We start from the raw sequence: 26,863 nt of genomic DNA on the forward strand, positions 1-26,863 counted from the left end.
CCGCTACAGGTGACCCCCATGGCTTTTTCCGAACGTGTCTCGCGCCTCAAAAGTTCTTTGATTCGAGAAATCCTCGCCGCCGCGCAGCGTCCTGAAGTGATGTCGTTCGCCGGTGGCCTGCCGGCCGAAGCCATGCTGCCGAAAGTCGAATGGGCGGCCATGCCGGTGTCCATGGGCCAATACGGCATGAGCGAAGGTGAACCGGCCTTGCGCGAAGCCCTGGCGGCACAGGCGCGGTCATTGGGCCTGGCGTGTGAAGCCAGTCAGGTGCTGGTGGTCAGCGGCTCCCAGCAAACCCTCGACCTGGCGGCCAAGCTGCACATCGATGTCGGCACTCAAGTCATGCTGGAAGCGCCGACCTACCTGGCCGCGTTGCAGATTTTCCAGCTGTTTGGCGCCGACTGCATCACGGTGCCCCTGGAGGCCGATGGGCCTGATCTGAAACAGTTGCGAGCCCGGCTGGAACAGCATCGACCCGCGTTCATCTACCTGATTCCCACCTTCCAGAACCCTTCGGCGGTGCGCTACAGCGAAGCCAAGCGCGATGCCGTGGCGGCGCTGCTGGATGAGTTCGGCGTGACCCTGGTGGAAGACGAGCCCTACCGCGAGCTGACCTTCGACGGCGGCAGCGCCACGCCGATTGTCAGTCGCTTGAAGAAAGCCAGCTGGATCTACACCGGCACTGTGTCGAAAACCCTATTGCCCGGGCTACGTGTGGGTTACCTGATCGCCAGCCCGGATCTGTTCCCACACCTGCTGCGGCTCAAGCAGTCGGCGGACCTGCACACCAATCGCATCGGTCAGTGGCAGGCATTGCAATGGATCGGCACCGAGCAGTACCAAAGCCATTTGAGCGAGTTGAGGGATTTTTACCGGGATCGTCGGGACCTGTTCCAGGCGGCGCTGCAAACACATTTTTCCGATATCGCGCATTGGAACGTGCCTCAGGGCGGGCTGTTTTTCTGGCTGACCCTCAAGCAACCGCTGGACACCCGCACCTTGCTCGACGCCGCGCTGGCTGCCGACGTCGCGTTCATGCCGGGAGAGCCGTTCTTTCCCGAGCCGGACAAGCATCCGGGGCACCTGCGGTTGAACTTCAGCCACATCGACCCGGCGCGGCTGGATGAGGGGCTTAAGCGGTTGGCGGGGGTGGTGCGGGAGGCTTTGGCGGTAAAAGCAGCCTGACTTATGTGGTGACTGGACTGGCCCCATCGCGAGCAGGCTCGCTCCCACAGGGTTCAGAGTCGATCACAAAACCCAGTTATCCACAGTTCCATTGTGGGAGCGAGCCTGCTCGCGATAGGGCCCGCAAATACACCATAAAACTATCAGACTGCCGCAAACCGCTTATCCAGATAATCAATGATCACCTTGGACTCATACATCCAGGTGGTCTCGCCGTCCTCTTCGATGCGCAGGCACGGTACTTTGATCTTGCCGCCTTGCTCCAGCAGCGTCTGGCGATCCTGCTCGTTGTTTTTTGCATCCCGCAAGGCCACCGGCACGTTGAGGCGGTGCAGGGTGCGGCGGGTCTTCACGCAGAACGGGCAGGCGTGGAACTGATAGAGCGTCAGGCTGCGGGCGGCCTGATTGACTTGCGCCTGGGCTTCGGCCGGACGTTGCTTCTTGCCGGGGCGGGTGATGAAGTCGATGAAAATAATCAGCTGGCCCAGGCCAACTCGCAGCGCTTTGACGATCACGGTATTAAGCCTCACGACAGGGAAGAAGAGGGCGCGCAGCTTACCTGATTTTTCACGGGCGAAAAAAAACCGGCGATCAATGCCGGTTTTTTTCATGCGGGGGGTTACTTGATCAGGCTGAGGAACTCGCTGCGGGTCGCGGCGTTTTCGCGGAACTCGCCAAGCATCACCGAGGTGATCATCGAAGAGTTCTGCTTTTCCACACCGCGCATCATCATGCACATGTGCTTGGCTTCGATCACCACCGCCACGCCCAGGGCACCGGTCACCTGCTGGACCGCGTCGGCGATCTGGCGGCTGAGGTTTTCCTGGATCTGCAGGCGACGTGCGTACATGTCGACGATGCGTGCGACTTTCGAAAGCCCCAGCACCTTGCCACTCGGAATGTAGGCCACATGGGCCTTGCCGATGAAGGGCAGCAAATGGTGCTCGCACAGCGAGTACAACTCGATGTCCTTGACCAGCACCATTTCGCTGTTGTCGGAGCTGAACAAGGCACCGTTGGTGACTTCTTCGAGGGTCTGTTCGTAACCGCGGCAGAGGTACTGCATGGCCTTGGCAGCGCGCTTGGGCGTGTCGAGCAGGCCCTCGCGGGAAACGTCCTCGCCCAGTTGGCCGAGAATCGCGGTGTAATTCTGTTCCAGAGACATGAAACTACCTGTGGGATTTTACGCAAAGGGCAAGGGTACGGTGGCGGACACGGCGCTGCAAGCTCGGCAATCGGGTGCTACTCGTCGCGGCCTTCCATCATGGTGCGCTTGAGCATCACGTACACCGCCCCGGCGCCACCGTGTTTCGCCTGGCAGGAGGTGAAGCCCAGCACTTGCGGGTGCTGGCGCAGCCAGGTGTTGACATGGCTCTTGATCATCGGCCGCTTGCCGTCCAGCCGCACGGCCTTGCCGTGGGTGACGCGCACGCAGCGGATTTCGAATTTGGTGGCTTCGGCCAAGAAGGCCCAGAGGGTTTCCCGGGCCTTTTCCACGGTCATGCCGTGCAGGTCGAGGCTGCCTTCGAAGGGAATCTGGCCAACCTTCAGCTTGCGCATCTGGCTTTCCTGAACGCCGTCGCGAGCCCACATCAGCTCGTCTTCAGGACCTACGTCGATCACGAACTGGTCGGACAAGCCATCCACGGTGGTGGCGTCGGTGCGCACCGTGGCGGCCTGGCGCAGCTTGGCGATTTGTGCGCGATCCGCCTTGGGTTTGCCGGTTTCGGCACGGTCGTGCTTGATCGGTTTAACACCCTGGATCGCACTTTTGAACAGGGAAAAGTCGTCGTCTTGCATGTCAGCCTCCGCGAAGGCCGGCCAGTTTACCCAACTCCTGCGGGATCCGGCGCGACAAAACGTCGGGCGGCGGGTCAGTCGTGCTTTTTCATCAAGTGAGGAGCCATGGCCAGCTCCAGGGATTGGCGGGCCCGACGGCGGCAAAGGCGCCACAGCCACACGCCCAACAGCAGTACCAGCAAGCCGATCACCAGAATGATCGTGGAGCCGAGCGGGGTTGCGTTCAACTCGCCCAGGGCGGGCGGGCGACCCAGCAGGCTGGCGGCGCCGGCCATCGACAGCAGTACACCGAGCGTTGCCAGGAGCGCCGCGAGCGCGGCACCGAAACGCAAGCGCCAGTTGCTCGGGCCTTTGGGCCGCAAGCGACGTGCGTCAAAACCATCGGATAACTTCATTCCGACCTTCCTCAATGGGTATCGGCCCTTCGACCGGAAGATGTTCGGGTTGTTCCTGACACTACGGCAATTGCGGCAAATGAGAGGCTTTTGCGGATAAGCGGCGCAACGGGCCGCTTATCGAAGGGGTGTCAGATGAAATCGCGGGTCAGGGCCAGGGTGGCGAAGTTGTCCGCCATGATCGCCATTTCGGTCTGGTGCACGTGTTCGGCGCTCAGGACTCCGCCCTTGTGCGGCAGATCGCGAGTGGCGCAGGCGTCTTCGACCAGAGTGCAACGAAAGCCCAGGTTCTTGGCGGCACGCACGGTGGTGCTGACGCTGGAATGGCTCATGAAACCACAAACGATCAGGTCCAGGGGGCCGAGGTCCTCCAGGCGCTTTTTCAGTTCGGTGCCGTGAAACGCGCTGGGCAGCAGTTTTTCCACCACGGTTTCGTCGCCCTGGGGTTCCAGGCCGCTAATGAACTCCCCGCGTTCGCCCTGTGGGTCGAATAGCCCGCCATGGGTGCCCAGGTGACGCACATGCACGATCGGCCGGCCGGCAGCACGGGCCGCGCCGAGCAATTGCTTGATGTTCGCGACCGCCGCATCCATGCCACTCAACGCCAGGGGGCCGGCGAGGTATTCTTTCTGGGCATCGATGATGATCAGCGTCGCTTGACTCAGATTGGCCGCCGCGTAACCGCGACCGCTGAGTTGAAACATCGTTTTTGGAACGGACATTCTGGGGCTCCTTCGAGTGGGGCTTTTGCGACATTCTCCTCTGGCTGAGCGGTTCTGTGAATCGCTTCCATCGCAAGGGCCGTCGTTGCTGGCCTACAGCCTTGTCAAGATGTCTGTCTTGTTCAATAGTCAGCGCGAAAAACGGATAAATCCTACATCTGCCCCGTCCTTTTTCGTGCGTGTTTGAGGTGTGTTTGAGGCGTGCTTTGGTGAGGGGAGTGTTTGGCTGGTAGACTCGCCAGTCGTTTTTTCTGGAGTTTGCCGCCGTGATCACTTCCCGTCTCCGTACCCTGCGCGACCATATACGTTGGGCCGTCAGTCGTTTCCATGGAGAGGATCTGTTTTTCGGCCATGGCACCGACAATGCGTGGGATGAAGCCCGGCAACTGGTGTTGGGCGCGTTGCATCTGCCGTGGGAGATTGCCGATAGCTACCTGGACTGCCGTCTCGAAGATGAAGAGCTGGTCCATGTGCAACGCCTGCTGCGCCGACGCATCGCCGAACGCATCCCGGCGGCCTACCTGCTGGGTGAAGCCTGGTTCTGCGGAATGTCTTTCATCGTCGACGAGCGCGTGCTCATTCCACGCTCGCCCATTGGTGAACTGATCGAAAACCGTTTTGCGCCCTGGCTGGGTCAGGAGCCGGTACGGATTCTCGACCTCTGCACCGGTTCCGGCTGCATCGGCATCGCGTGTGCTTTCGAATTCCCGGAGGCGGAGGTGGTGCTGGCTGACCTGTCGTTCGAAGCGTTGGAAGTGGCCAACCAGAACATCGAGCGTCACGGCGTCGACGAGCGCGTGTTCACTGTCCAGGGGGATGGTTTCGAGGGCTTGCCGGGCCAGCGTTTCGACCTGATCGTGTCGAACCCGCCCTATGTCGATGCCGAAGATTTCGCCGACATGCCCCAGGAGTATCAGCACGAGCCGGAGCTGGGCCTGGCCTGTGGCGATGATGGCTTGAACCTGGTACGCCGGATGCTGGCCGAGGCCGCCGACCATCTGACCGAGAAGGGTTTGTTGATTGTCGAGGTGGGCAACAGCCAGGTCCACGTCGAGGCGTTGTATCCGGAAGTCGATTTTGCCTGGCTGGACTTCGAACGCGGCGGGCATGGTGTGTTCATGCTCAGTGCCGAACAGTGCCGTCAGCATCAGGCGTTGTTTGCTTCGCGGGTTTGACGACAATTGATCTGACGGGCGCGCCCGGGTCTGTCACCGAGGATGCAAACCTGTGGGAGCGAGCCTGCTCGCGATGAGGGGGTGTCAGTCAGTTTGAAGACTGCTGACACGGCGCCATCGCGAGCAGGCTCGCTCCCACAGGGGTTAGTCGGTGTTCAGTCTTAGCTACGCGTCGCAATCCAGATCAACAACCCGGCCTGGAACATGGCAAATGCCACCAGGCAGGTGATGGTGAAACGCAGGCCGTTGTCTTCGCGTTTGAACTTGGCGACCTTTTCTTCCTGCTGCTTGAGTTTGACTTCCTGCTCCGCCAGGTTCTGCTCGGCTTGCTGGAGCATTTGCGCGGCTTCGAGAATTTCCACGAACTGCAGTTTTTCGGTGTTCCAGTCCCCCAGCAGATTGCCAACCTCGGCTGGCTTGACGCTGCCTTTGAGGTGCTGGGCGTCGGCGTAGACCACTTCGAAACCATGGGCTTTCAGGAAGTGGTCGCGGCGCAGGCGGGTGTCTTCGTTCAGCGCGTCCTTGTTATTCAGGTCGCTGCCATCGACCCGGTAGCTCGACCAGCGCTTCTTGGCCCAGGTAATGCCCTGTGCGGCGAGGAAGCGGCCAATGCCACGGTTCAGCGGCTCGACCTGCAAGTTGTCCGGGGAAAAATACAGGCGTTTTTCGACGTGATCGGCCCAGACGTCCAGGTGATTCTGTTCCTTGCGCACCCGCTGGCCCGGCAACTGGATGCTCATGCGCAGCAAACTGCGCTCCTTGCTGTGGCGCTCGGCATAGCTGAATTCGACAAACCGCAGCGGCCGCGCACCCGTGGCACGGTCGGTCTTGAGCGGTGCCAGCCGGAGCATTTTATGGTGCTCGGCCTGCACATCCGCCCAAGGCAGCTCCGCCACTGGAGCGGCGGGCGTTTCGGCGGGGGTGTCGGGTGAAGTTTGAGTGTCAGTCATAACGGCAAAATCCTGTCCAGGCCGGCCCGTCGGCAGCCATGGCGCTGTCCGACACCGGTCTATCGGCCGTTTTTGCCAGGACTGGAGGGGAAAAACCGCTTATCGAGCGGGTAATGAGCTAATAAAACCCAGAATGTGTGTGCCCAGTTCGGCCGCCAGGGGCAGGGTTGGATTTTTGTAGGAGGCCAATTGCCGCTCCATGTCGTTGGGGACGATGCGCATGACATGGTTCATGCCCTTGATCAGCGCCAGCTCGGCGTCGGGTTTGGCGGCTTGCAACTGCCTGGCGTCATCGACGCTGACTTGAATGTCATGGCTGCCCTGGATAATCAACGCTGGCATCTTCAGCGCCGCGAAAGCCTGGGCCGGCGCCTGGCGGAACAGCGAGATCAGGTAGGGCTGCACGCTAGGGCGAAAGATGACCTGCAGTTGCGGCGGCACGTTCGGGTCGAGCCGACCGGCCTTGAGGCTGTCCAGCAGCTCATTGGCGCGCACCATCAGGGGGGGAGGGAGGCGGCTGCTCAGTTGTTGACGCAGCACCTGGTCGATCGGCCGGGCACTGCCGGACAGCGAGATGACCGCAGCTGCATTGGCCTGGGGCGCGGCGAGACTGGCGATCAACGCGCCTTCGCTATGACCCAACAGGATCAACGGACCCATTCGCGGATCGGCAGCCAGTTTGCGGCTCCAGGCCACGGCGTCGGCCACGTAGGCTTCGACGCTCAGGTTGCGTTCGTCCGGGGTCGCCGCAAGGCTGGCGGCCACCCCGCGTTTGTCATAGCGCACGCTGGCGATGTTGTGCTTGGCCAGCACCCAGGCCAGGCGCTTGAGGCTATCGTTGCGCCCGCCGTCGGGGTTGTTTCCGTCACGGTCGGTAGGACCCGACCCGGATATGATCAGGACAACCGGCACCGGTGCGTCGGATTTGGGTAACAGCAGCGAGCCGAAAAGCTCGCCGTTGCCGGTGTCGAGGCTGATCGGTCGTTGCAGGACGGTGGCCTGGGCCAGGCTGGAAAGCAGGCCGGTCAACAGGGCAAGGCTCAAGGCAAGCAGTTTTAACATCATCACGCCATTAGTTACGAAGGTGCCGGTTGGACTGACAGGCATCGATAAGGTTCGAGGATGAACTCGTCGGGGAGCCTGCGTATACTGGCGCCCACTACGAATCCAAGGTTGAGTCTCTCAGCGTTTTTCACGGAGCACCCTGCATGTCCGGCAATACCTACGGCAAGCTGTTCACCGTTACCACCGCGGGCGAAAGCCATGGCCCGGCGTTGGTCGCCATTGTCGACGGCTGTCCGCCGGGCCTGGAGATTACCCTGGACGATCTGCAGCGTGACCTGGACCGGCGCAAGCCGGGCACCAGCCGCCACACCACCCAGCGCCAGGAAGCCGATGAAGTCGAAATCCTCTCCGGCGTGTTCGAAGGACGCACCACCGGCTGCGCCATTGGCCTGCTGATCCGCAACACCGACCAGAAGTCCAAGGACTACTCGGCCATCAAGGATCTGTTCCGCCCGGCCCACGCCGACTACACCTACCACCATAAATACGGCGAGCGCGACTACCGTGGCGGCGGCCGCAGTTCGGCCCGGGAAACCGCCATGCGCGTGGCGGCCGGCGCGATTGCCAAGAAGTACCTGGCCAGCCAGGGCATCGTGATTCGTGGCTATATGAGCCAGTTGGGTCCCATCGAAATCCCGTTCAAGACCTGGGATTCGGTGGAACAGAATGCCTTCTTCTGCCCCGACCCGGACAAGGTGCCGGCCCTTGAGGCCTACATGGACCAATTGCGTCGCGACCAGGATTCGGTCGGCGCGAAGATCACCGTGGTGGCCGAAGGTGTGATGCCGGGCCTGGGCGAGCCGATCTTCGACCGGCTCGACGCCGAACTGGCCCACGCGCTGATGAGCATCAACGCGGTGAAGGGTGTGGAAATCGGCGCGGGTTTCGCTTGTGTCGCCCAGCGTGGCACCGAGCACCGCGACGAGCTGACCCCGCAAGGTTTCCTCAGCAACAATGCTGGCGGCATCCTCGGTGGCATTTCCTCGGGCCAGCCGATCGTGGCGCACCTGGCATTGAAGCCAACCTCCAGCATCACCACGCCGGGGCGCTCCATCGACATCCATGGCAACCCGGTGGACGTCATCACCAAGGGCCGTCATGACCCGTGCGTCGGCATCCGCGCCACGCCAATCGCCGAGGCGATGATGGCGATCGTGCTGATGGACCACCTGCTGCGTCATCGCGGCCAGAACGCCGATGTGCGAGTCAGCACCCCGGTGCTGGGCCAGCTTTGATGGCTGACCTGCCGACCGCCGTGGCCTGACGACCATGGCGGCTCTGCCGTACTGGCGGCTCTCCAGTTTCTATCTGTTCTATTTCGCGCTGCTTGGTTCGACGGCGCCGTTTTTGGCGTTGTATTTCGATCACCTGGGGTTCAACGCGGCGCGCATCGGCGAGCTGGTGGCGATCCCCATGCTGATGCGCTGCGTGGCACCGAATATCTGGGGCTGGCTGGGGGATTACACCGGTCAGCGCCTGGCGATCGTGCGTTTTGGCGCCATTTGCACGCTGCTGACGTTCTCGCTGATCTTCATCGATCAGAGCTACGCCTGGCTGGCGCTGGTCATGGCGCTGCACGCGTTCTTCTGGCACGCGGTGTTGCCGCAGTTCGAAGTCATTACCCTGGCCCACTTGAGCGGGCAAACTTCGCGCTACAGCCAGATCCGCCTGTGGGGCTCCATCGGCTTCATCATTACCGTGGTTGCGCTTGGCCGGCTGTTCGAATGGCTGAGCCTGGACATTTACCCGGTGGCGCTGGTGCTGATCATGGGCGGCATCGTGCTCGCCAGCTTCTGGGTCCCCAATGCCCAGCCGACACAGGGGCCGCGAGTCGCGGGGGAAGGTTTTCTGCGGCAACTGCGCAACCCTGGGGTGCTGGCGTTCTATGGGTGCGTGGGGCTGATGCAGGTCAGCCACGGGCCGTATTACACCTTTCTGACGCTGCACCTGGAAGGCCTGGGTTACAGCCGCGGGTTGATCGGTATGCTCTGGGCCATTGGCGTGGTCGCGGAAGTCTTGATCTTCCTGCTGATGAGCCGGATCCTGGCGCGGTTTTCCGTGCGTCGGGTGCTGCTGGTGAGTTTCCTGCTGGCGGCGTTGCGTTGGCTGCTGCTGGGCTCACTGGCCGAATTTCTCTGGGTCCTGTTGTTTGCCCAGGTGCTGCACGCGGCGACCTTCGGCAGTTTTCACGCCGCTGCCATCCATTTCGTGCAACGTAGCTTCGGCCCACGCCAGCAAGGCCAGGGCCAGGCGTTGTACGCCGCCCTGGCCGGCATGGGCGGGGCGTTGGGCGCGTTGTATTCCGGCTACAGCTGGAACGCCCTGGGTGCCAGTTGGACTTTCAGCATCGCCAGCCTCGCAGCCTTCGCTGCAGCCGTTATCATTGCCACACGTATGCAAGAGGACAGGCCATGAGCCTTACCCGTGAACAGCTCGCCCGGGAAATCATCGACGCCGGGCGTTTTTTGTATGGCCGCGGCTGGTCCCCGGCCACCAGCAGCAATTATTCGACCCGGCTTGCCCCTGACCAGGCCTTGCTCACCGTGTCCGGCAAGCACAAGGGGCAACTGGGCCTGGATGATGTGCTCGCCACCGACCTGGACGGCAACAGCCTGGAGCGCGGCAAGACACCCTCCGCCGAAACCCTGCTGCACACCCAGCTGTATCGCTGGCGCCCGGAGATCGGCGCGGTGCTGCATACCCATTCGGTGAATGCCACGGTGTTGTCGCGCCTGACCCACCAGGCTTTCATCGACTTTGAAGACTACGAACTGCAAAAAGCCTTCAGCGGTGTGTCGACCCACGAATCCTGTGTCCGCGTGCCGATTTTCGACAACGACCAGGACATCGCGCGCCTGGCCGGCCAGGTGCAGCCGTGGCTCGAGGCTCACCCCGATTGCGTCGGCTACCTGATTCGCGGGCATGGCCTGTATACCTGGGGGCCGAGCATGAACGATGCCCTGCGCCAGATCGAAGCGTTCGAGTTCCTGTTTGAGTGTGAGCTCAAGACCCGCACACTCCTGAACCGTTAATTTGCTGGAGCCCTAACCATGAGCAGCCTGTCCGTCTATCACGTCTCAAGCCCCGACATTCCGAACAAGGTGCTGACCCATTTCGAAGACATCGCCGCGACCCTGGCCGATAAAGGTGTTCGCTTCGACCGCTGGGAAGCGGCGACGAAAATCCAGCCAGGCGCCGGCCAGGACGAAGTAATTGCCGCCTACAAGACCCAGATCGACCGGTTGATGACCGAGCGCGGCTACGTCACGGTCGACGTCATCAGCCTCAACAGCGATCACCCGCAAAAAGCCGAACTGCGGGCCAAATTCCTCGATGAACATCGCCATGCTGAAGACGAAGTACGATTTTTCGTCGCCGGTCGTGGCCTGTTTACCCTGCACATCGACGATTACGTCTACGCCGTACTGTGCGAAAAGAATGACCTGATCTCGGTGCCTGCGGGCACGCCGCACTGGTTCGACATGGGCGAGCATCCACATTTCGTTGCCATTCGCCTGTTCAACAACCCGGAAGGTTGGGTCGCGAAGTTCACTGGCGACGACATCGCCAGCCGTTTCCCGCGCCTGGAGGACTGAGCCTGTGTTGATCAAAGCCATTCTCACGGACATCGAGGGCACCACCAGTGCGGTGAGTTTCGTGTTCGATGTGTTGTTTCCCTATGCCGCCAGACATCTTCCGGATTTCGTTCGTCAGCATGCCAACCGCGCCGACGTCGCCGAGCAATTGCTAGCGGTGCGTCAGGACAATGGTGAGCCGGGGGCTGACATCGAGCGCGTCATCGCGATCCTGCTGGAGTGGATCGCCGAAGACCGCAAGGCCACGCCGCTCAAGGCGTTGCAGGGCATGGTCTGGGAGCAGGGGTATCAGGCGGGGCAGTTGAAAGGGCACGTTTACCCGGACGCGGTGCAGGCACTGCAGCGCTGGCATCAGCAAGGTTTACGGCTGTTCGTTTATTCCTCGGGCTCGATCCAGGCACAGAAGCTGATTTTCGGCTGTTCCGAGGCTGGCGATCTGTCGCCGTTGTTCAGTGGTTATTTCGACACCACATCGGGACCCAAGCGGGAAGTCCAGTCCTACCAGCGCATCAGCGCGGCGGTGGGCGTAGCCCCGGAGGAGATTCTGTTTCTGTCGGACATCGTCCAGGAACTGGATGCGGCCCGTGATGCCGGCATGGCTACGTGCGGAGTGGCGCGCGAGGGCGGTGAGCTGCAAGGGCATGTCACGGTGGACAGTTTTGCCCGGATCGATCCTGCGCGTTTTTGATAGAAGACGGTGGGAGCGAGCAAGCTCGCTCCCACAGCACGATCAGGCGCTGTGATAGGTCGGCAGCGCAAAACGATGCTGGCTTTGCAGCATGGCGATCTGCGGCAACTCGCTGGCCTGTTCCGCCAGGTCGCGACGGATTGCGCTGATTGCCCAGGACAGTTGGTCCCCGGCGTGCAACTGGGCGTAGGAAATTGTGCGTTTAAACAGTTTGCCTTCGCTGTTGCGCAAGGTCAGCAGGATACCGCCATCCGGGCGGGCCTGAGTGGTCACTTCGTAGTTGGAGAAGAGGGACGCAAACTTTTCTTGAATCATGTTCATATTTGACTGCTCCATGGTGGTGGCAAACCGTGGAGAGGTAGTTGCAGTGTCTGTGCCAGCGTTGGGCTTGATTAAAAAGCGTTATAAAACAATCAGTTAACAATTCCCCCTATTTTTGCTTTCGTGCAACTTGCATGAATGGCCATCGTGCATCCTGCATTTTGCGTGGTCGGCTGATCTTTTGTTGAACCAAATGGATTTCTGGCGCTCATGGTCCGCCTGTCCGGAACGGTGGATACAAAACATTGCAAAAACCGCATGTACAGCGCCGGAATCGCTGGCGTAATTTCGAGCGCAATTGAGCTCCAGCCCGACAACAAGAACCCAGACCCACGAGGTCGAACGGGAGTGACCATGAGTCGTACATCCAGCGACGCCATTACCTGGGGCAAGATGCTGCGCAAGCTACCCACTATTGCCAGAGCCATTCCCCGTATCGTCAAAGGCATGAAGCTCGCCAACGTCCAGGACCCGACCCAGCCTTGCGGCCTGGGCTGGTGTTTCGAACAGGCCACCCAGCGCAATCCCCAAGGGCCGGCGTTGTTGTGTGGCGACACGGTATTGAGTTACGCGCAGGCCAACGAACAGGCCAATCGCATCGCTCATTACCTGTTGGCACAGGGCATCGGCAAGGGCGACTGCGTGGCGATTTTCATCGAGAATCGGCCAGAGATGCTGGTGACGGTGCTGGCGGTGGCGAAGGTCGGTGCGGTCAGCGCCATGGTCAACACCTCGCAGACCGGGGACGCGCTGGTGCACAGCCTGGCGTTGGTCACGCCTGTCGCGGTGGTGGTCGGGGCAGAACGGGTCGCGGCCTTCAACGACGTGCGAGCCCGCACCTCACTGTCCGGCCACCGAACCTGGTGGGTCGCCGACCAGGACAGCTCCGTCGTTCCTTCCGGTTTTGTCGATCTGATAAGTAGCAGCGCCAGCCATCCAGGTGACAACCCGGCCAGCAGTCAGCAGGTTTTTTTCAACGACCCATGTTTTTATCTCTACACCTCGGGCACTACCGGGCTGCCCAAGGCCGGGGTGTTTCGCCACGGGCGCTGGATGCGCACTTCCACCAGTTTCGGCCTGATCGCCCTGGACATGCAGCCCGCGGATGTCTTGTATTGCACGCTGCCGCTGTACCACGCCACGGGCCTGTGCGTGTGCTGGGGAGCGGCGATCTGCGGCGCCTCGGGGTTTGCGATCCGGCGCAAGTTCAGCGCCAGCCAGTTCTGGAGTGACGTTCGCCGTTACCGGGCCACCACCCTGGGCTATGTCGGTGAATTGTGTCGCTACCTGGTCGACCAGCCCGCCAGTGCCGAGGACCGGCGGCACGAGGTCCGGAAGATGATCGGCAACGGCTTGCGCCCCGGGGCATGGTCGGCCTTCAAGACGCGTTTTGGTGTCGACCATATCTGCGAGCTGTACGCGGCCAGCGACGGCAATATCGGCTTCACCAATGTGCTGAATTTCGACAACACCGTCGGATTTTCCCTGATGGGCTGGGAACTGGTGCAGTACGACCATGACAGCGGGGCGCCGTTGCGCAACCTGCAAGGCCGGATGCAGAAAGTACCCAAGGGAGAACCGGGCCTGCTGATGGCGCGCATTGACGACAAGGCGCCGCTGGACGGTTACACCGATCCGGCCAAGACCGAAAAAACCATCTTCAAGGATGTCTTCGTTCCTGGTGACCGTTACTTCAATACCGGTGACCTGCTGCGCAACATCGGCTTCGGCCATGGGCAGTTCGTTGATCGCCTCGGTGATACCTATCGCTGGAAGGGCGAGAACGTCTCCACCACGGAAGTTGAAAACGTATTGCTACAGCACGCGCAAATCGCCGAGGCGGTGGCTTATGGCGTCGAAATCAATGGCACCAATGGCCGCGCCGGCATGGCGGCGATTACTCCGTCCGAATCCCTGGCTACCCTGGATTTTGCTGAGCTGTTGCAATTTTTGCAGTGCAAGTTGCCGGCCTATGCGGTGCCGTTGTTCTTGCGCATCAAGGTAAAAATGGACACCACCGGCACCTTCAAATACCAGAAAAACCGCCTCAAGAGCGAAGCCTTCGACCCGTGCGCCACGGACGATGAGCCGGTCTACGCCTGGCTGCCCGGCACCGCGACCTACGTGCGGGTCGACCGGCAACTGGCGGCGCAGATTCAGCAGGGACAGTACCGTTATTGATTCTGACTATGCACGGTGCAGAGAAAAAAGGGATGACAGGCCTGGAGTCCCTCGGGAAACTAGCCGCTTTGCGAAGACTTAAGTGGAGTTTCCCATGTCCGATACAAGCCGCCAGATGACCCCGGAAGAGGCTGCGGAGTTTGCCGAACAGGTGTTCAATGTCGCACGCCAGGGTGACGCCGCCATGATGGCCGCCTTGCTGAGCAAAGGTTTGCCCCCCAACCTGCGCAATCACAAGGGTGACACCTTGCTGATGCTGGCCGCTTACCACGGGCATGTGGAGACGGTGAAGGTATTGCTGGAAAACAAGGCTGATCCGGAAATCCGCAATGACAATGGCCAGAGCCCGATTGCCGGTGCGGCGTTCAAGGGCGACCTGGCCGTGGTCACCGCGCTGGTAGACGGCGGGGCGCAGGTGGAAGGCTCGTCCTTCGATGGTCGCACCGCGTTGATGATGGCGGCGATGTTCAATCGTGTGGAGATCGTCGATTACCTGATCAGCAAAGGCGCCGACCCCAAGGCCAAGGATGCAAACGGCGTCTCGGCGCTGGATGCAGCCAGGACCATGGGCGCGGTGGATACCACGGCGCAGTTGGAGAAGTTGTTGGGTTGATCCCTATCTTTTAGGGCTGCTTTGCAGCCCAGCGGGGATAAATCCCCTCGCCACAAAAGCTCCCAGGCCACAGCTTTCTGACTCAATCAATGTGATGCGCTATCCTGCGCGCCCTCAAAACCCAATCGCCACAGGATTTTCCCCATGAAAGCCGCACTCGTCGAACTCATCAGCAAAATAAGCTCCGGCTGCCTGGGCGATGCGGACGTTGCGAAAATCGCTGACGAAGCGGCCCAGGCCTACGCCGACCCGGCGGCTTTTCTGGCGGCCAACCCGGACATCAACTACGACGACAGCTTTCCGATTCCACTGGGCGAGTGGGTGGTGGTGGGGAGTCTGCCGGACACCGTGTTGTTTCAGGCCGACACTTATGTAGAGCTGTTCGAACAGATCGTTGCCTCGTTCGGGCCCGGTGTGGCCTTCAACCTCAAGCCCAAGCAACTGGCGAAAACCGAAGCCCTGACGGCGCTCAATCGCATCCAGATCCAGATGAGCAGTCTGAACAAGGAAAACGGCGGTTATGTGCTGATGAATTTCAGCCAGTTGCTCGACGATGAACTGCAAATGGTTCTGGTGTATGGCAACGACGTGCCACGCGTGCTGGAGCTGTGCGCCGAAGTCGGCATCGCCGCCGCGCCGGCCCTGGAAGCGTTGAAGGTTGCGATCCACGTCTGACGCAATAAAACGGAACCCTCGCCGGGCCCCCGCTATCCTAAGTGGGCATATCACCATCTGGGAGCGACACCATGGGTTCCACCTTCAACGGCCTGATTGGCCTGATCATCCTGGCGCTCGATATTTGGGCGATCATCAATGTGCTCAAGAGTGGCGCGGGAACGGGGGCAAAAGTCCTGTGGGTGCTGTTGATCCTTCTGTTGCCGGTGCTGGGCCTGATCATCTGGGCGATTGCCGGGCCGCGAGGCAACGTGCGGATCTGATCGCTTTTTGATGTTGCCCGGCAGGCCTCGGCCGCCGGGCATTGCGACCCTGTCGCGACGGTATCAGGCCGTCGCCAGTGCGTGTTTTTTCGAGGTCTTCAGGAAACTCAGCAAGGCCAGCAGCGGGAAGCCGCTGCCGACGATCACCACCCATAACCAGCCGCCGTGCTCGTACACCGCGCTGGCAATCGATGAACCAAACGCGCCGCCGACGAAGATGCTGGTCATGTACAGCGCATTGAGACGACTGCGGCTTTTGGCGTCGAGGGCATAGATGGTGCGCTGGCCCAGGACCATGTTCATCTGCACACAGAAATCCAGCACCACGCCCGTAACCGCCAGGCCGATGACGCTGTAGAGCGGATGGATGAACGCTGGCAGAAAACTCAGGCTGGCCAACAGCATTGCCAGCAACGAAGCGATGCGGGTATGACCGGCATCCGCCAGGCGACCGGCAATGGGCGCGGCGATGGCGCCAATGGCACCGACCAAGGCGAACAGGGCGATTTCAGTTTGCGACAGGCCATGATTGCGCGACAGTTCCAGCGGCACGGCGGTCCAGAACAGGCTGAAGGTGGCGAACATGCAGGCCTGGTAAAAGGCTCGTTGGCGCAACAATGGCTGCTGGCGCAACAGGGTGCCGAGCGAGCCCAGCAGCTGGCCATAAGAGGCGCTGTGGTCGGGTTGGCGCTTTGGCACGGTCAATGCGAGGACGATGCTGATCGCCGCCATCAAGGCGGCGGCGATCATGAACATCGCCCGCCAGCCGAAGTGATCGGCCACCACGCTTGAGATCGGCCGCGCCAGCAGGATCCCCAGCAGCAGGCCGCCCATGATCCCGCCCACGACCCGCCCTCTGGACTCTTCCGGGGCCAAGTGCGCGGCCAGCGGGATCAGCACCTGCACCGACACCGAACTGAAACCCACCAGCAGCGAGACCAGCAGGAACACGTTCGGCTGGTCGGTGAACGCTGCCGCCAACAGACTGGCAATCGCCACAACGGTGGTGAGGATCATCAGGCGACGGTTTTCCAGCAGGTCCCCCAGTGGCACCAGGAAAAACAGGCCCAGGGCATAACCGATCTGAGTCAGCGAGACGATCAGGCTGGCCATGGTGCTGCTCAGGCCGACGTCGGGTGCGATCAGTTCGATAATGGGCTGGGCGTAGTAGATGTTGGCGACAATGGCGCCGCAGCAGAAGGCGAAGAGCAGGACCATGCCGCGAGTCAGGCTTGTACCGGCGGGCACGGAGGAGGGATGGGCACTCATGGCAATCTCATTAGTAGCTTGAAAGGATGGCGTGAGGCTAAAGAGTTAGCGGGCTCTGGAACAGGCTTTGTGGCTGATATCGGACATGCTTGCTATTGATGATGAAACAGGCCTGATCGTTCCCACGCAGAGCCTGGGAACGATCAAATGTGGATAGGACGTTATTGCCCGCTGTAGATCTGGTCGAAAACCCCACCGTCATTGAAGTGAGTCTTCTGCACCGTGCGCCAGTCGCCGAAGGTTTTTTCCACGGACAGGAAGTCCACTTTCGGGAAACGGTCGGTGTATTTGGCGAGTACCGCAGGGTCCCGTGGGCGCAGGTAGTTGGCGGCGGCGATTTCCTGGCCTTCGGGCGACCACAGGTACTTGAGGTAGGCCTCGGCGGCCTCGCGAGAACCTTTCTTCTCAACCACCTTATCGACCACGCTCACCGGTGGCTCGGCTTCGGCAGAAACGCTCGGGTAGATCACCTCGAACTGGTCGCGGCCAAATTCGCGGGCGATCATCTCGGCTTCGTTTTCAAAGGTCACCAGCACGTCGCCGATCTGGTTGGTCATGAAAGTGGTCGTCGCGGCACGGCCACCGGTATCCAGTACCGGCGCCTGCTTGAACAGTTTGCCGACGAAGGCTTTGGCCTTGTTCTCGTCACCGCCATTCTTGAGCACATACCCCCAGGCCGACAGGTAGGTGTAGCGACCGTTGCCGGAGGTCTTCGGGTTGGGCACGATCACCTGCACGCCGTCCTTGAGCAGGTCGGGCCAATCTTTCAGCGCTTTCGGGTTGCCCTTGCGCACGATGAATACGGTGGCTGAGGTGAACGGGGCACTGTTGTTCGGTAAGCGGGTGACCCAGTTTTCGGGCACCAGTTTGCCGTTATCCGCCAGGGCATTGATGTCGGTGGCCATATTCATGGTGATGACGTCAGCTGGCAGCCCGTCGATCACCGAGCGTGCCTGCTTGCTGGAACCGCCGAAAGACATCTGCACGATGATGTTTTCGTTGTGCTCGGCCTGCCAGTGTTTCTGGAAAGCCGTGTTGTAGTCCTTGTAGAAATCACGCATCACGTCATAGGAAACGTTGAGCAGGGGCGGGGCGGCGTGGGCCAGGCTGCCAAAGGTCAGGCCAGCGGCGAGAAGGGAGGCACCAAAGAAGTTCTTCACTGCGAATTCCTTTTTATTTGAAAGGGGTTCCGGGCAATTAGCCGGCACACTAGCGGCAAGCCAATAGGCCATCAAGCATTAAAAAGTGCTTTGCTTATTCCAATTTCTTAAACAGCGCATTGCCGCAACGGGAGCAGAAAGCAGCTCCATGATCGTGGTTGTTTTTGCTGCAGACCGGACAATCATGCTTGAGCTGGTCACCGCGCATGGCCGTGGCCAGTTCAGCGGTGAAAATGCCCGTCGGCACGGCGATGATCGAGTAACCGGTGATCATCACCAGGGACGAAACCACCTGGCCCAATGCCGTCTTGGGCACGATATCGCCAAAGCCCACGGTGGTCAGTGTGACGATGGCCCAATAGATGCCCTTGGGAATGCTGGTGAAACCGTTCTCGGGGCCTTCAATGACGTACATCAAGGTGCCGAACACGGTCACCAGGGTCGAGACGCTAACCAGGAACACGATGATTTTCTGCTTGCTCCCCCGCAGCGCCGCCAGTAGGTAGTTGGCTTGCTTGAGGTAAGGGCTGAGCTTGAGCACGCGGAATATCCGCAGCATGCGAATGATCCGAACGATCAGCAGATACTGGGCGTCGCTGTAGTACAGCGCCAGGATCCCAGGCACGATCGCCAGCAAGTCCACCAGGCCGTAGAAGCTGAACGCATAGCGCAGGGGCTTGGGCGAGCAGTACAGGCGCAGGCCATATTCGACGATGAAGATGAAGGTGAACCCCCATTCGATGGCGGCCAGCAGGGAGGCGTAGTTCTGGTGCACGCTGTCGATGCTGTCGAGCATCACGATCACCAGGCTGGCGAGGATGATCAACAGCAGTGTGCTGTCGAAGCGCCGGCCGGCCACGGTGTCGGTCTGGAAAATGATCACGTAGAGGCGTTCACGCCAGTTGCTGCTATCCATAACCTTCGCCTGAACCAATAGTCAGCGAAGCCTAGGGTGATTGCCCCGCAAAGCGCAAGGCGCAGTGTCCCGACTGGCCTGTTGCCACACTCGGTGGGTGGCATGAACCAGCCAGCAGGCCAGGATGAAGGGCGCGGTCAGCGGCGCCAGACCGAGGGCAAGAAAGCCCGGTGTGAGCATGACCGCCAGCACAATACCCGCCAGCGGCAACCATCGCTGGCGGCGTTGTTGGCTGAGGGCCAGCGCCACCAGGGCCGGGTTATAACCGCCGAGCCCCGACAGGGCTTGGGTCGTGTCGTGATGCAGCAGGGAGAACCCCAGGCCTGCGGCTGAACCCAGCATCGCCCACCCGGCGGCGCGTGGATTGGCAATCAACAATCCCACAGCGATCAGCGCACCGGCGAATGGCTGGTCGAGAAACATGACCTGACCGAGTCCGCTCCAACAAGCGGCCAGCAAATTGGCCATCGTCAGTTCAACTGAAATGGGTGACGGCTGTGCCGGGGCAAAACTCAGCAGCAACCAGCCCAGCGCCACGAACGGCGCGGTGTAGGCGGGCAGGCACTGAGGGCCACGGCTGCGCTTGAGCCATTGCTCGGTCAACATCGCGCTGAGGCCGCCGCTGGCAATAATCAATGGCGGCAACACGGCTGACCAGGGTAACGCGAGGCTCAATAGCAAGCCCAGCAGGATGCCGTTGTAACTGAACAGTCCGGCCTGTCGATCAACCTTGGCATAACCGCGTCGCTGGGCGGTGAGCAACCCGGCCACGCCGCCGAGTAACGCACCGCCAAACAAGGCGGGTGCGGTGAAGAGAATCGCCAGCAGGCACAGCAGACCGCACAGCGGATGACGCTGGAGGAAAATCTGGCTAAAGCCGTTGAGCAGGGCGGTGGCCCAGTCGGGGCAGTGGGTGTTGGGCATGGCTAGGCGTGTCTGAGGGACCGAGTGGGTTTCATCGCGAGCAGGCTCGCTCCCACACAGGATCTGTGGTGTTCACAAACCCCTGTGGGAGCGAGCCTGCTCGCGATGAGGCCGATACAGGCGCTAAATCAACGTCTCAATGCGCAACGAATTGGTCGACCCCGGCTGCCCGAACGGCACGCCGGCTGTGATCAGTAGGGTGTCGCCCCGCTGGGCCATGCCCTGGGCCTGGGCGATTTCCAGGGCGGTGGAACACACCTCGTCCACCTGGCGCAGCCGATCGTTGACCACCGAATGCACGCCCCAGGCCACGGTCAGACGGCGGGCTGCTTGCAGGTTGGGCGTGAGGTTGAGGATCGGCACCGTCGGCCGCTCCCGCGCCGCCCGCAGGCTGGAGCTGCCCGATTCGCTGTAGTTCACCAGCACCGCTACCGGCAGTACATTGCTGATACGCCGGATTGCGCAACTGATGGCGTCCGACGCCGTGGCTTCGGCCTTCGGCCGGCTGACATCCAACTGCGCCTGGTAATCCGGGCCGTTCTCCACCTGGCGGATGATCTTGCTCATGATCTGCACGGCTTCGAGGGGGTAATCGCCCGACGCGGTTTCCGCCGACAGCATCACTGCATCGGCCCCTTCAGCCACGGCGTTGGCCACATCGGTGACTTCGGCTCGGGTGGGTGCGGGAGAAAAACGCATGGATTCGAGCATCTGCGTGGCCACCACCACCGGTTTACCAAGGGCGCGGCAGGTGCCGATGATGTTCTTCTGGATCTGCGGCACGCTTTCGGCCGGCACTTCGACACCCAAGTCACCCCGGGCAACCATGATCGCGTCGCTCAGTTCGGCGATCTCCCGAAGCTGGGTCACCGCCGACGGTTTCTCGATCTTGGCCATTAGGAATGCCTTGTCGCCAATCAACGCACGCGCCTCGCGGATGTCCTCGGGGCGCTGCACGAACGACAGCGCCACCCAGTCCACGCCCAGCTCCAGGCCAAAGCTCAAGTCGCGACGGTCCTTGGTGGTCAGCGGGCTCATGTCGAGCACGGCCTGGGGCACATTCACGCCTTTGCGGTCTGACAGTTCGCCGCCGTTGAGCACTTGGGTGTCGATGGCATCGGCGTGTTTGGTGGTCACACGCAGGCGCAGCTTGCCGTCGTCCAGCAGCAGGTCCATGCCCGGCTCCAGGGCCGCGATGATCTGTGGGTGGGGCAGGTTGACCCGCTGTTCATCGCCGGGCGTGGCGTCCAGATCCAGGCGCAGGGCCTGGCCGCGTTGCAGCAGCACTTTGCCGTCGGCGAATGTGCCCACGCGAAGTTTCGGGCCCTGCAAGTCCATCAGAATGCCCAGTGGGTAGTTGAGCTGCTGCTCGACGTCACGAATCCACTGGTAGCGCTGGGCGTGGTCGGCATGCTCGCCGTGGCTGAAGTTCAGGCGGAAAATATTCACACCGGCCTGCACCAGTTCACGGATGTCATCGATCCCACGGGTTGCGGGGCCAAGGGTCGCGAGGATCTTGACCTTTTTATCAGGCGTCATGTTTAGGGTTCTCAAGAATCAGGATGGCGCGAAAGTCGTTGACGTTGGTACGCGTGGGCTCGGTGACGATCAACGCCTCCAGCGCGGCGAAGTAGCCGTAGCCATTGTTATTGTCCAGCTCGTCGCTGGCGCTCAGGCCCAGTTCGGCGGCTCGGCGATAGCTGTCTGGGGTCATGATGGCGCCGGCGTTGTCTTCGGAACCGTCGATGCCGTCCGTGTCACCGGCCAGTGCGTAAATGCCGGGATGGCCCTTGAGGCTGTCGGTCAGGCTGAGCAGGAATTCTGCGTTGCGTCCGCCCCGGCCATTGCCGTGCACGGTGACTGTGGTTTCGCCGCCGGAGAGGATCACGCATGGCGCCGCCAGAGGCTGGCCGTGCAGGGCGATTTGCCGGGCGATACCGGCGTGGACTTTGGCCACTTCCCGGGATTCGCCTTCCAGGTCGCCGAGGATCAACGGGCTGAAACCGGCCTGGCGGGCTTTCACCGCCGCCGCTTCCAGTGATTGTTGGGGACGGGCGATCAATTGGAAGTGACTGCGGGCCAGGCGCGGGTCGCCGGGTTTGACGGTTTCCGATTCCGGGCTTTGCAACCAGTTGCGCACCGAGGCCGGTACTTCAATGTTGTAGCGCTTGAGGATCGCCAAGGCTTCGGCCGACGTACTGGGGTCGGCCACGGTGGGGCCGGAGGCGATGACCGTGGCGAGGTCGCCGGGCACATCGGAAATCGCGTAGGTGTAGACCGTCGCCGGCCAGCAGGCCTTGCCCAGGCGCCCGCCCTTGATTGCCGAGAGATGTTTGCGCACGCAATTCATCTCGCCGATGGTGGCACCGGACTTGAGCAAAGCCTTGTTGATCGATTGCTTGTCGGCCAGGGTGATGCCAGCTGCCGGCAGCGCCAGCAACGCCGAGCCGCCGCCGGACAGCAGGAAAATCACCCGGTCGTCTTCGTTGAGGTTGCTGACCAGCTCCAGCACCCGTTGGGCCACCGCCAGGCCCGCCGCATCAGGCACCGGGTGAGCGGCTTCCACTACTTCGATCTTCTGGCAAGGCGCGCCATGGCCGTAGCGGGTCACCACCAAACCGGTGACGTCGCCCTGCCAGCAGCGCTCGACCACCTGCGCCATCGCCGCGGCGGCCTTGCCGGCGCCGATGACGATCACCCGGCCGCTGCGATCGCTGGGCAGATACTGTTCAAGGACATGCTGCGGATGGGCCGCATCGATGGCTGTGGCAAACAGCTCGCGCAGCAATTGTTGCGGATCGACCGACATGGCGGACTCCCGATTTTTATTATTGGATGAAGCGACTCGATTCCCTGTGGGAGCGAGCCTGCTCGCGATGGCGTTAATCCAGTCACTTTATGTGTTGAATGTAAGACCGCTATCGCGAGCAGGCTCGCTCCCACAGGGGTTAGTGCAGGTTTACTTGTCGCGAATCGAGAAATTCGCCATGTGCTCCAACCCCTTGATCAACGCCGAGTGATCCCAGTTGCTGCCGCCGATGGCCGCGCAGGTGCTGAAAACTTGCTGGGCGTTGGCGGTGTTGGGCAGGTTGATGTTCAGCTCCTTGGCGCCTTGCAGGGCCAGGTTCAGGTCCTTCTGGTGCAGGCTGATGCGGAAGCCCGGATCGAAGGTGCCCTTGATCATGCGCTCGCCGTGTACTTCCAGGATCTTCGAAGAGGCAAAACCGCCCATCAACGCTTCGCGAACCTTGGCCGGATCGGCGCCGTTTTTCGCGGCGAACAGCAGGGCTTCGGCCACGGCCTGGATGTTCAGCGCGACGATGATCTGGTTCGCCACTTTCGCGGTCTGGCCGTCGCCGTTGCCACCCACCAGGGTGATGTTCTTGCCCATGGCCTGGAACAGCGGCAGGGCGCGCTCGAAAGCGCCGCTGTCGCCGCCGACCATGATGCTCAGTGTGGCGGCCTTGGCGCCGACTTCACCACCGGACACGGGGGCATCGAGGTATTGCGCACCTTTTTCATTGATCCTGGCCGCGAACGCCTTGGTGGCGGTGGGGGAGATCGAGCTCATGTCGATGACCACCTTGCCCGTGCCCACGCCCGCCGCGACGCCATCGGCGCGAAACAGCACGTCATCGACCTGCGGGGTGTCCGGGACCATGACGATGATGAACTCGGCTTCCTGGGCGACTTCCTTCGGGTTGGCCAGCGCCACCGCGCCGCCGGCCAGCAGATCGGCGGGGGCCGGGTCGTGGTGCTGGCTCAGGAACAGACTGTGCCCGGCCTTTTGCAGGTTCATTGCCATGGGGTGGCCCATGATGCCGGTGCCGATGAATCCGATTTTAGCCATGAGAAAATCCTCTTGTTTTTATTACTGCTTCAGCAAATGAGACTGCTTTCCTGTGGGAGCGAGCCTGCTCGCGATGTCGGTTTCACATTCAACGAATAGGTTGGCTGGACTACAGCTATCGCGAGCAGGCTCGCTCCCACAGGGGATTTTTTGGGTCAGACTGCGTTATGGCTTTTCAGCCACCCCAGACCCGCTTCCGTGCTGGTCAGCGGCTTGTATTCGCAGCCGACCCAGCCCTGGTAACCGATGCGGTCCAAGTGTTCGAACAGGAAGCGGTAGTTGATCTCGCCGGTTCCCGGCTCGTTGCGTCCCGGGTTGTCCGCCAGTTGCACATGGTTGATCTGACCCAGGTGCGCCGACAGGGTCCGGGCCAGGTCGCCTTCCATGATTTGCATGTGGTAGATGTCGTATTGCAGGAACAGGTTGGCGCTGCCCACCTGCTCGCGGATCGACAGGGCCTGGGCGGTGTTGTTCAAGTAGAAACCGGGAATGTCGCGGGTGTTGATGGCTTCCATCACCAGCTTGATGCCTTTGGCCTGCAGCTTCTCGGCAGCGTATTTCAGGTTGGCGACGAAGGTTTTCTCCACCAGGGCCTTGTCGCAGTTCTGCGGACAAATGCCGGCCAGGCAGTTGACCTGGGTGTTGCCCAGCACCTGGGCATAAGCGATCGCCAGGTCAACGCCCGAGCGGAACTCTTCAACCCGGTCCGGCAGACAGGCAATGCCGCGCTCGCCCTTGGCCCAGTCGCCGGCCGGCAGGTTGAACAACACCTGGGTCAGGCCATTGGCCTGGAGCAGCGCCTTGAGCTCGGCGGAGCTGTAGTCATAAGGGAACAGGTATTCGACACCCGTGAAACCGGCCTTGGCGGCCGCTTCGAAACGGGCGAGGAAATCCTGCTCGGTGAACAGCATGGACAGGTTGGCTGCAAAACGCGGCATGGTGGTCTCCTATAAATAGTTGGCAGGCCCCCTGTGGGAGCGAGCTTGCTCGCGATAGCGGTGTGTCTGCTTGCATCCATGTTGAATGTAGCGCCGTCATCGCGAGCAAGCTCGCTCCCACAGGAGTGCGTCGGCATTCAATCGAGCAACGAAATCGCTGTCGGCGCATCGTTGCCCACCAGCGCCAGGTCTTCGAATTCGTTGACTGCGTTGATCTCGGTGCCCATGGAAATGTTGGTCACCCGTTCCAGGATGATCTCGACGATCACCGGCACCTTGAACTCCTCGATCAACTCCTGGGCCTTGCGCAGCGCCGGCTGGATGCCGGACGGTTCGAACACCCGCAGCGCCTTGCAACCCAGGCCCTCGGCCACGGCGACGTGGTCCACGCCATAACCGTTGAGTTCCGGGGCGTTGAGGTTGTCGAAGGACAGTTGCACGCAATAGTCCATGTCGAACCCGCGCTGGGCCTGGCGGATCAACCCCAGGTAGGAGTTGTTCACCACCACGTGGATGTACGGCAGCTTGAACTGCGCGCCTACCGCCAGCTCTTCGATCATGAACTGGAAGTCATAGTCGCCCGACAGCGCCACGACCTTGCGGCTCGGGTCGGCCTTGACCACCCCCAGTGCCGCCGGAATGGTCCAGCCCAACGGGCCGGCCTGGCCGCAGTTGATCCAGTGGCGCGGTTTGTAGACGTGCAGGAACTGCGCCCCGGCGATCTGCGACAGCCCGATGGTGCTGACGTAGCAGGTGTCCTTGCCGAAGACCTGGTTCATTTCTTCGTACACACGCTGGGGTTTGACCGGCACGTTGTCGAAGTGGGTCTTGCGCTGCAGGCTGGCCTTGCGCTGCTGGCAGTCCTGCAGCCAGGCGCTGCGGTTTTTCAGTTTGCCGGCGGCTTGCCATTCGCGGGCGACTTCGATGAACGCCGTCAGTGCCGAAGCGGCGTCGGACACGATGCCCAGGTCGGGGGTAAACACACGGCCGATCTGGGTCGGCTCGATGTCCACATGAATGAAGGTGCGGCCTTCGGTGTAGACATCCACCGAACCGGTGTGGCGGTTAGCCCAGCGGTTGCCGATACCCAGCACCACGTCCGATTTGAGCAGCGTCGCATTGCCATAGCGGTGGGAGGTTTGCAGGCCGACCATGCCGACCATCAGCGGGTGATCGTCAGGGATGGTGCCCCAGCCCATCAAGGTAGGGATGACTGGGATGCCGGTCAGTTCAGCGAACTCCACCAGCAGCTCGCTGGCATCGGCGTTGATGATCCCGCCGCCGGCCACCAGCAAGGGGCGCTCGGCCTGATCGAGCATGGCCAGGGCCTTTTCGATCTGTACGCGGTTGGCGGCGGGTTTGGCCAGGGGCAGCGGTTGGTAGGCGTCGATGTCGAATTCGATCTCGGCCATCTGCACGTCGAACGGCAGGTCGATCAACACCGGGCCCGGGCGACCGGAGCGCATCTCAAAGAAGGCTTTCTGGAAAGCGTACGGCACCTGGCCCGGTTCCAGAACGGTGGTGGCCCACTTGGTCACCGGTTTGACGATGCTGGTGATATCCACAGCCTGGAAATCTTCCTTGTGCAGGCGGGCGCGGGGCGCTTGGCCGGTGATGCACAGGATCGGGATCGAGTCGGCCGAAGCGCTGTAGAGCCCCGTCACCATGTCGGTCCCCGCCGGCCCCGAGGTGCCGATGCACACGCCAATGTTACCGGCCTTGGTGCGGGTGTAGCCCTCGGCCATGTGGGAGGCGCCTTCAACGTGGCGAGCGAGGACATGATCGATGCCACCCACCTTTTGCAGGGCAGAGTACAGCGGGTTGATCGCGGCACCCGGGATGCCGAAGGCGGTGTCCACGCCTTCACGGCGCATCACCAGAACGGCGGCTTCGATTGCTCTCATTTTGCTCATTGTTTTGTGCCTCTTACGTTTTGTAATTGTATACAAGTGGCTTTGCGCTGAGTGTATTCACGGCGGACGGCGCAGGTCAATCCATTTCCTCAAGCACCTGTTTCATTCGTCGGAAGGCCGTAAATGCTGTGGCTTTTCGTCGATAAGGTTACGTTGTTGGATTTATTGTATACAAAAAATATTATCATTGTGTTCTATTGTTTGCATCTGGTTTTGCCAAAGGCAATGCCAGGAACGTTTCCCACAACAAAAAAAGGACAGCAC

28 protein-coding genes are annotated in these 26,863 nt (G+C 61.3%); 11 read left to right on the forward strand and 17 right to left on the reverse strand.

Translation table 11 applies throughout. The annotated features are described in order from the left end of the window. Nucleotides 1-18: 18 nt before the first annotated feature. Nucleotides 19-1,185: a PLP-dependent aminotransferase family protein gene (locus HQ912_RS08560; protein WP_173406672.1), complete on the forward strand. Its 1,167-nt coding sequence runs from the start codon at nt 19-21 to the stop codon at nt 1,183-1,185. Between the two features lie 143 nt (nt 1,186-1,328). On the opposite strand, the gene HQ912_RS08565 is transcribed toward HQ912_RS08560, so the two are convergent. The 5 genes from HQ912_RS08565 to HQ912_RS08585 form a co-directional block, all read right to left on the reverse strand. After that, a complete protein-coding gene (locus HQ912_RS08565) occupies nt 1,329-1,700 on the reverse strand; it encodes a glutathione S-transferase N-terminal domain-containing protein (protein WP_173407524.1) in 372 nt (123 codons plus the stop codon). A 104-nt stretch (nt 1,701-1,804) separates the two neighbouring features. After that, on the reverse strand, nt 1,805-2,350 hold the full coding sequence (gene folE / locus HQ912_RS08570) for a GTP cyclohydrolase I FolE (RefSeq protein WP_003204506.1): 546 nt from the start codon (nt 2,348-2,350) through the stop codon (nt 1,805-1,807). Nucleotides 2,351-2,427: 77 nt separating this feature from the next. Then, entirely contained in the window at nt 2,428-2,985 is a 558-nt protein-coding gene (locus tag HQ912_RS08575; protein ID WP_025214971.1) for a Smr/MutS family protein, read from the reverse strand. Nucleotides 2,986-3,059: 74 nt separating this feature from the next. Further along, nucleotides 3,060-3,380, reverse strand: a complete 321-nt coding sequence (locus tag HQ912_RS08580) for a hypothetical protein (protein WP_047229627.1) — start codon at nt 3,378-3,380, stop codon at nt 3,060-3,062. Between the two features lie 131 nt (nt 3,381-3,511). Continuing rightward, the gene (locus tag HQ912_RS08585; protein WP_047229626.1) at nt 3,512-4,102 is read right to left on the reverse strand and encodes a cysteine hydrolase family protein; all 591 of its coding nucleotides are present in this window, start codon (nt 4,100-4,102) and stop codon (nt 3,512-3,514) included. Nucleotides 4,103-4,368: 266 nt separating this feature from the next. Between HQ912_RS08585 and prmB the strand changes: the two genes are divergently transcribed. Beyond that, nucleotides 4,369-5,277, forward strand: coding sequence for a 50S ribosomal protein L3 N(5)-glutamine methyltransferase (gene prmB / locus HQ912_RS08590; RefSeq protein WP_107321766.1), 909 nt, complete (start codon nt 4,369-4,371; stop codon nt 5,275-5,277). A gap of 161 nt (nt 5,278-5,438) precedes the next feature. Here prmB and HQ912_RS08595 read toward each other — a convergent pair whose 3' ends face one another. Together HQ912_RS08595 and HQ912_RS08600 are read right to left on the reverse strand one after the other, a co-directional pair. Beyond that, the gene (locus tag HQ912_RS08595; RefSeq protein ID WP_173406673.1) at nt 5,439-6,227 is read right to left on the reverse strand and encodes a hypothetical protein; all 789 of its coding nucleotides are present in this window, start codon (nt 6,225-6,227) and stop codon (nt 5,439-5,441) included. A gap of 99 nt (nt 6,228-6,326) precedes the next feature. Then, nucleotides 6,327-7,292: an alpha/beta hydrolase gene (locus HQ912_RS08600; RefSeq protein WP_173407525.1), complete on the reverse strand. Its 966-nt coding sequence runs from the start codon at nt 7,290-7,292 to the stop codon at nt 6,327-6,329. A 143-nt stretch (nt 7,293-7,435) separates the two neighbouring features. On the opposite strand from HQ912_RS08600, the gene aroC reads away from it, so the two are divergent. From aroC to mtnC, 5 genes are read left to right on the forward strand one after another with little or no spacing between them, the layout of a single operon-like run. Beyond that, entirely contained in the window at nt 7,436-8,527 is a 1,092-nt protein-coding gene (aroC, locus tag HQ912_RS08605) for a chorismate synthase (protein ID WP_139049418.1), read from the forward strand. Nucleotides 8,528-8,561: 34 nt separating this feature from the next. Continuing rightward, a complete protein-coding gene (locus HQ912_RS08610) occupies nt 8,562-9,707 on the forward strand; it encodes an MFS transporter (RefSeq protein WP_047229622.1) in 1,146 nt (381 codons plus the stop codon). Further along, nucleotides 9,704-10,324 (forward strand): methylthioribulose 1-phosphate dehydratase, encoded by a 621-nt coding sequence (locus tag HQ912_RS08615; RefSeq protein WP_173406674.1) that lies wholly within the window; start codon nt 9,704-9,706, stop codon nt 10,322-10,324. Before HQ912_RS08610 ends, HQ912_RS08615 begins: the two co-directional genes overlap by 4 nt. Before the next feature lie 18 nt (nt 10,325-10,342). Next, the gene (locus HQ912_RS08620; protein ID WP_047229620.1) at nt 10,343-10,888 is read left to right on the forward strand and encodes a 1,2-dihydroxy-3-keto-5-methylthiopentene dioxygenase; all 546 of its coding nucleotides are present in this window, start codon (nt 10,343-10,345) and stop codon (nt 10,886-10,888) included. 4 nt (nt 10,889-10,892) lie between these two features. Next, on the forward strand, nt 10,893-11,576 hold the full coding sequence (gene mtnC, locus HQ912_RS08625) for an acireductone synthase (protein ID WP_173406675.1): 684 nt from the start codon (nt 10,893-10,895) through the stop codon (nt 11,574-11,576). A gap of 42 nt (nt 11,577-11,618) precedes the next feature. Here mtnC and HQ912_RS08630 read toward each other — a convergent pair whose 3' ends face one another. Further along, nucleotides 11,619-11,897, reverse strand: a complete 279-nt coding sequence (locus tag HQ912_RS08630; protein WP_042732342.1) for a DUF3509 domain-containing protein — start codon at nt 11,895-11,897, stop codon at nt 11,619-11,621. A 354-nt stretch (nt 11,898-12,251) separates the two neighbouring features. Between HQ912_RS08630 and HQ912_RS08635 the strand changes: the two genes are divergently transcribed. The 4 genes from HQ912_RS08635 to HQ912_RS08650 all read left to right on the forward strand — a co-directional run bounded on the left by HQ912_RS08635 (nt 12,252) and on the right by HQ912_RS08650 (nt 15,629). Then, nucleotides 12,252-14,078: a long-chain-acyl-CoA synthetase gene (locus tag HQ912_RS08635; RefSeq protein ID WP_173406676.1), complete on the forward strand. Its 1,827-nt coding sequence runs from the start codon at nt 12,252-12,254 to the stop codon at nt 14,076-14,078. A gap of 94 nt (nt 14,079-14,172) precedes the next feature. Further along, a complete protein-coding gene (locus HQ912_RS08640; RefSeq protein WP_047229617.1) occupies nt 14,173-14,691 on the forward strand; it encodes an ankyrin repeat domain-containing protein in 519 nt (172 codons plus the stop codon). Between the two features lie 144 nt (nt 14,692-14,835). Further along, a complete protein-coding gene (locus HQ912_RS08645) occupies nt 14,836-15,366 on the forward strand; it encodes a hypothetical protein (protein WP_076383801.1) in 531 nt (176 codons plus the stop codon). A 71-nt stretch (nt 15,367-15,437) separates the two neighbouring features. Further along, nucleotides 15,438-15,629 (forward strand): PLDc N-terminal domain-containing protein, encoded by a 192-nt coding sequence (locus HQ912_RS08650; protein ID WP_047229615.1) that lies wholly within the window; start codon nt 15,438-15,440, stop codon nt 15,627-15,629. Nucleotides 15,630-15,692: 63 nt separating this feature from the next. On the opposite strand, the gene HQ912_RS08655 is transcribed toward HQ912_RS08650, so the two are convergent. The 9 genes from HQ912_RS08655 to gcl form a co-directional block, all read right to left on the reverse strand. After that, nucleotides 15,693-16,898, reverse strand: a complete 1,206-nt coding sequence (locus tag HQ912_RS08655) for an MFS transporter (protein WP_076383802.1) — start codon at nt 16,896-16,898, stop codon at nt 15,693-15,695. Nucleotides 16,899-17,059: 161 nt separating this feature from the next. After that, nucleotides 17,060-18,058, reverse strand: a complete 999-nt coding sequence (locus HQ912_RS08660) for a sulfate ABC transporter substrate-binding protein (protein WP_047229613.1) — start codon at nt 18,056-18,058, stop codon at nt 17,060-17,062. A 94-nt stretch (nt 18,059-18,152) separates the two neighbouring features. Then, the gene (locus HQ912_RS08665; protein WP_047229612.1) at nt 18,153-18,974 is read right to left on the reverse strand and encodes an ion transporter; all 822 of its coding nucleotides are present in this window, start codon (nt 18,972-18,974) and stop codon (nt 18,153-18,155) included. A 21-nt stretch (nt 18,975-18,995) separates the two neighbouring features. Continuing rightward, complete coding sequence (locus tag HQ912_RS08670) at nt 18,996-19,898, reverse strand: urea transporter (RefSeq protein WP_173406677.1); 903 nt, start codon at nt 19,896-19,898, stop codon at nt 18,996-18,998. Nucleotides 19,899-20,021: 123 nt separating this feature from the next. Further along, complete coding sequence (gene pyk, locus HQ912_RS08675; protein WP_076383804.1) at nt 20,022-21,437, reverse strand: pyruvate kinase; 1,416 nt, start codon at nt 21,435-21,437, stop codon at nt 20,022-20,024. Continuing rightward, entirely contained in the window at nt 21,427-22,707 is a 1,281-nt protein-coding gene (locus tag HQ912_RS08680) for a glycerate kinase (protein WP_047229609.1), read from the reverse strand. The genes pyk and HQ912_RS08680 overlap by 11 nt, the downstream gene beginning before the upstream one ends. Before the next feature lie 150 nt (nt 22,708-22,857). Next, nucleotides 22,858-23,748, reverse strand: coding sequence for a 2-hydroxy-3-oxopropionate reductase (locus tag HQ912_RS08685; protein WP_047229608.1), 891 nt, complete (start codon nt 23,746-23,748; stop codon nt 22,858-22,860). 155 nt (nt 23,749-23,903) lie between these two features. Beyond that, nucleotides 23,904-24,686: a hydroxypyruvate isomerase gene (gene hyi / locus HQ912_RS08690; protein ID WP_047229607.1), complete on the reverse strand. Its 783-nt coding sequence runs from the start codon at nt 24,684-24,686 to the stop codon at nt 23,904-23,906. Between the two features lie 137 nt (nt 24,687-24,823). Further along, nucleotides 24,824-26,599, reverse strand: a complete 1,776-nt coding sequence (gene gcl / locus HQ912_RS08695; protein ID WP_047229606.1) for a glyoxylate carboligase — start codon at nt 26,597-26,599, stop codon at nt 24,824-24,826. Between the last annotated feature and the right edge of the window lie 264 nt (nt 26,600-26,863).

It is taken from the genome of Pseudomonas sp. MPDS (assembly GCF_013283895.1).
GTDB classification, from domain to species: Bacteria; Pseudomonadota; Gammaproteobacteria; order Pseudomonadales; family Pseudomonadaceae; genus Aquipseudomonas; species Aquipseudomonas rhizophila.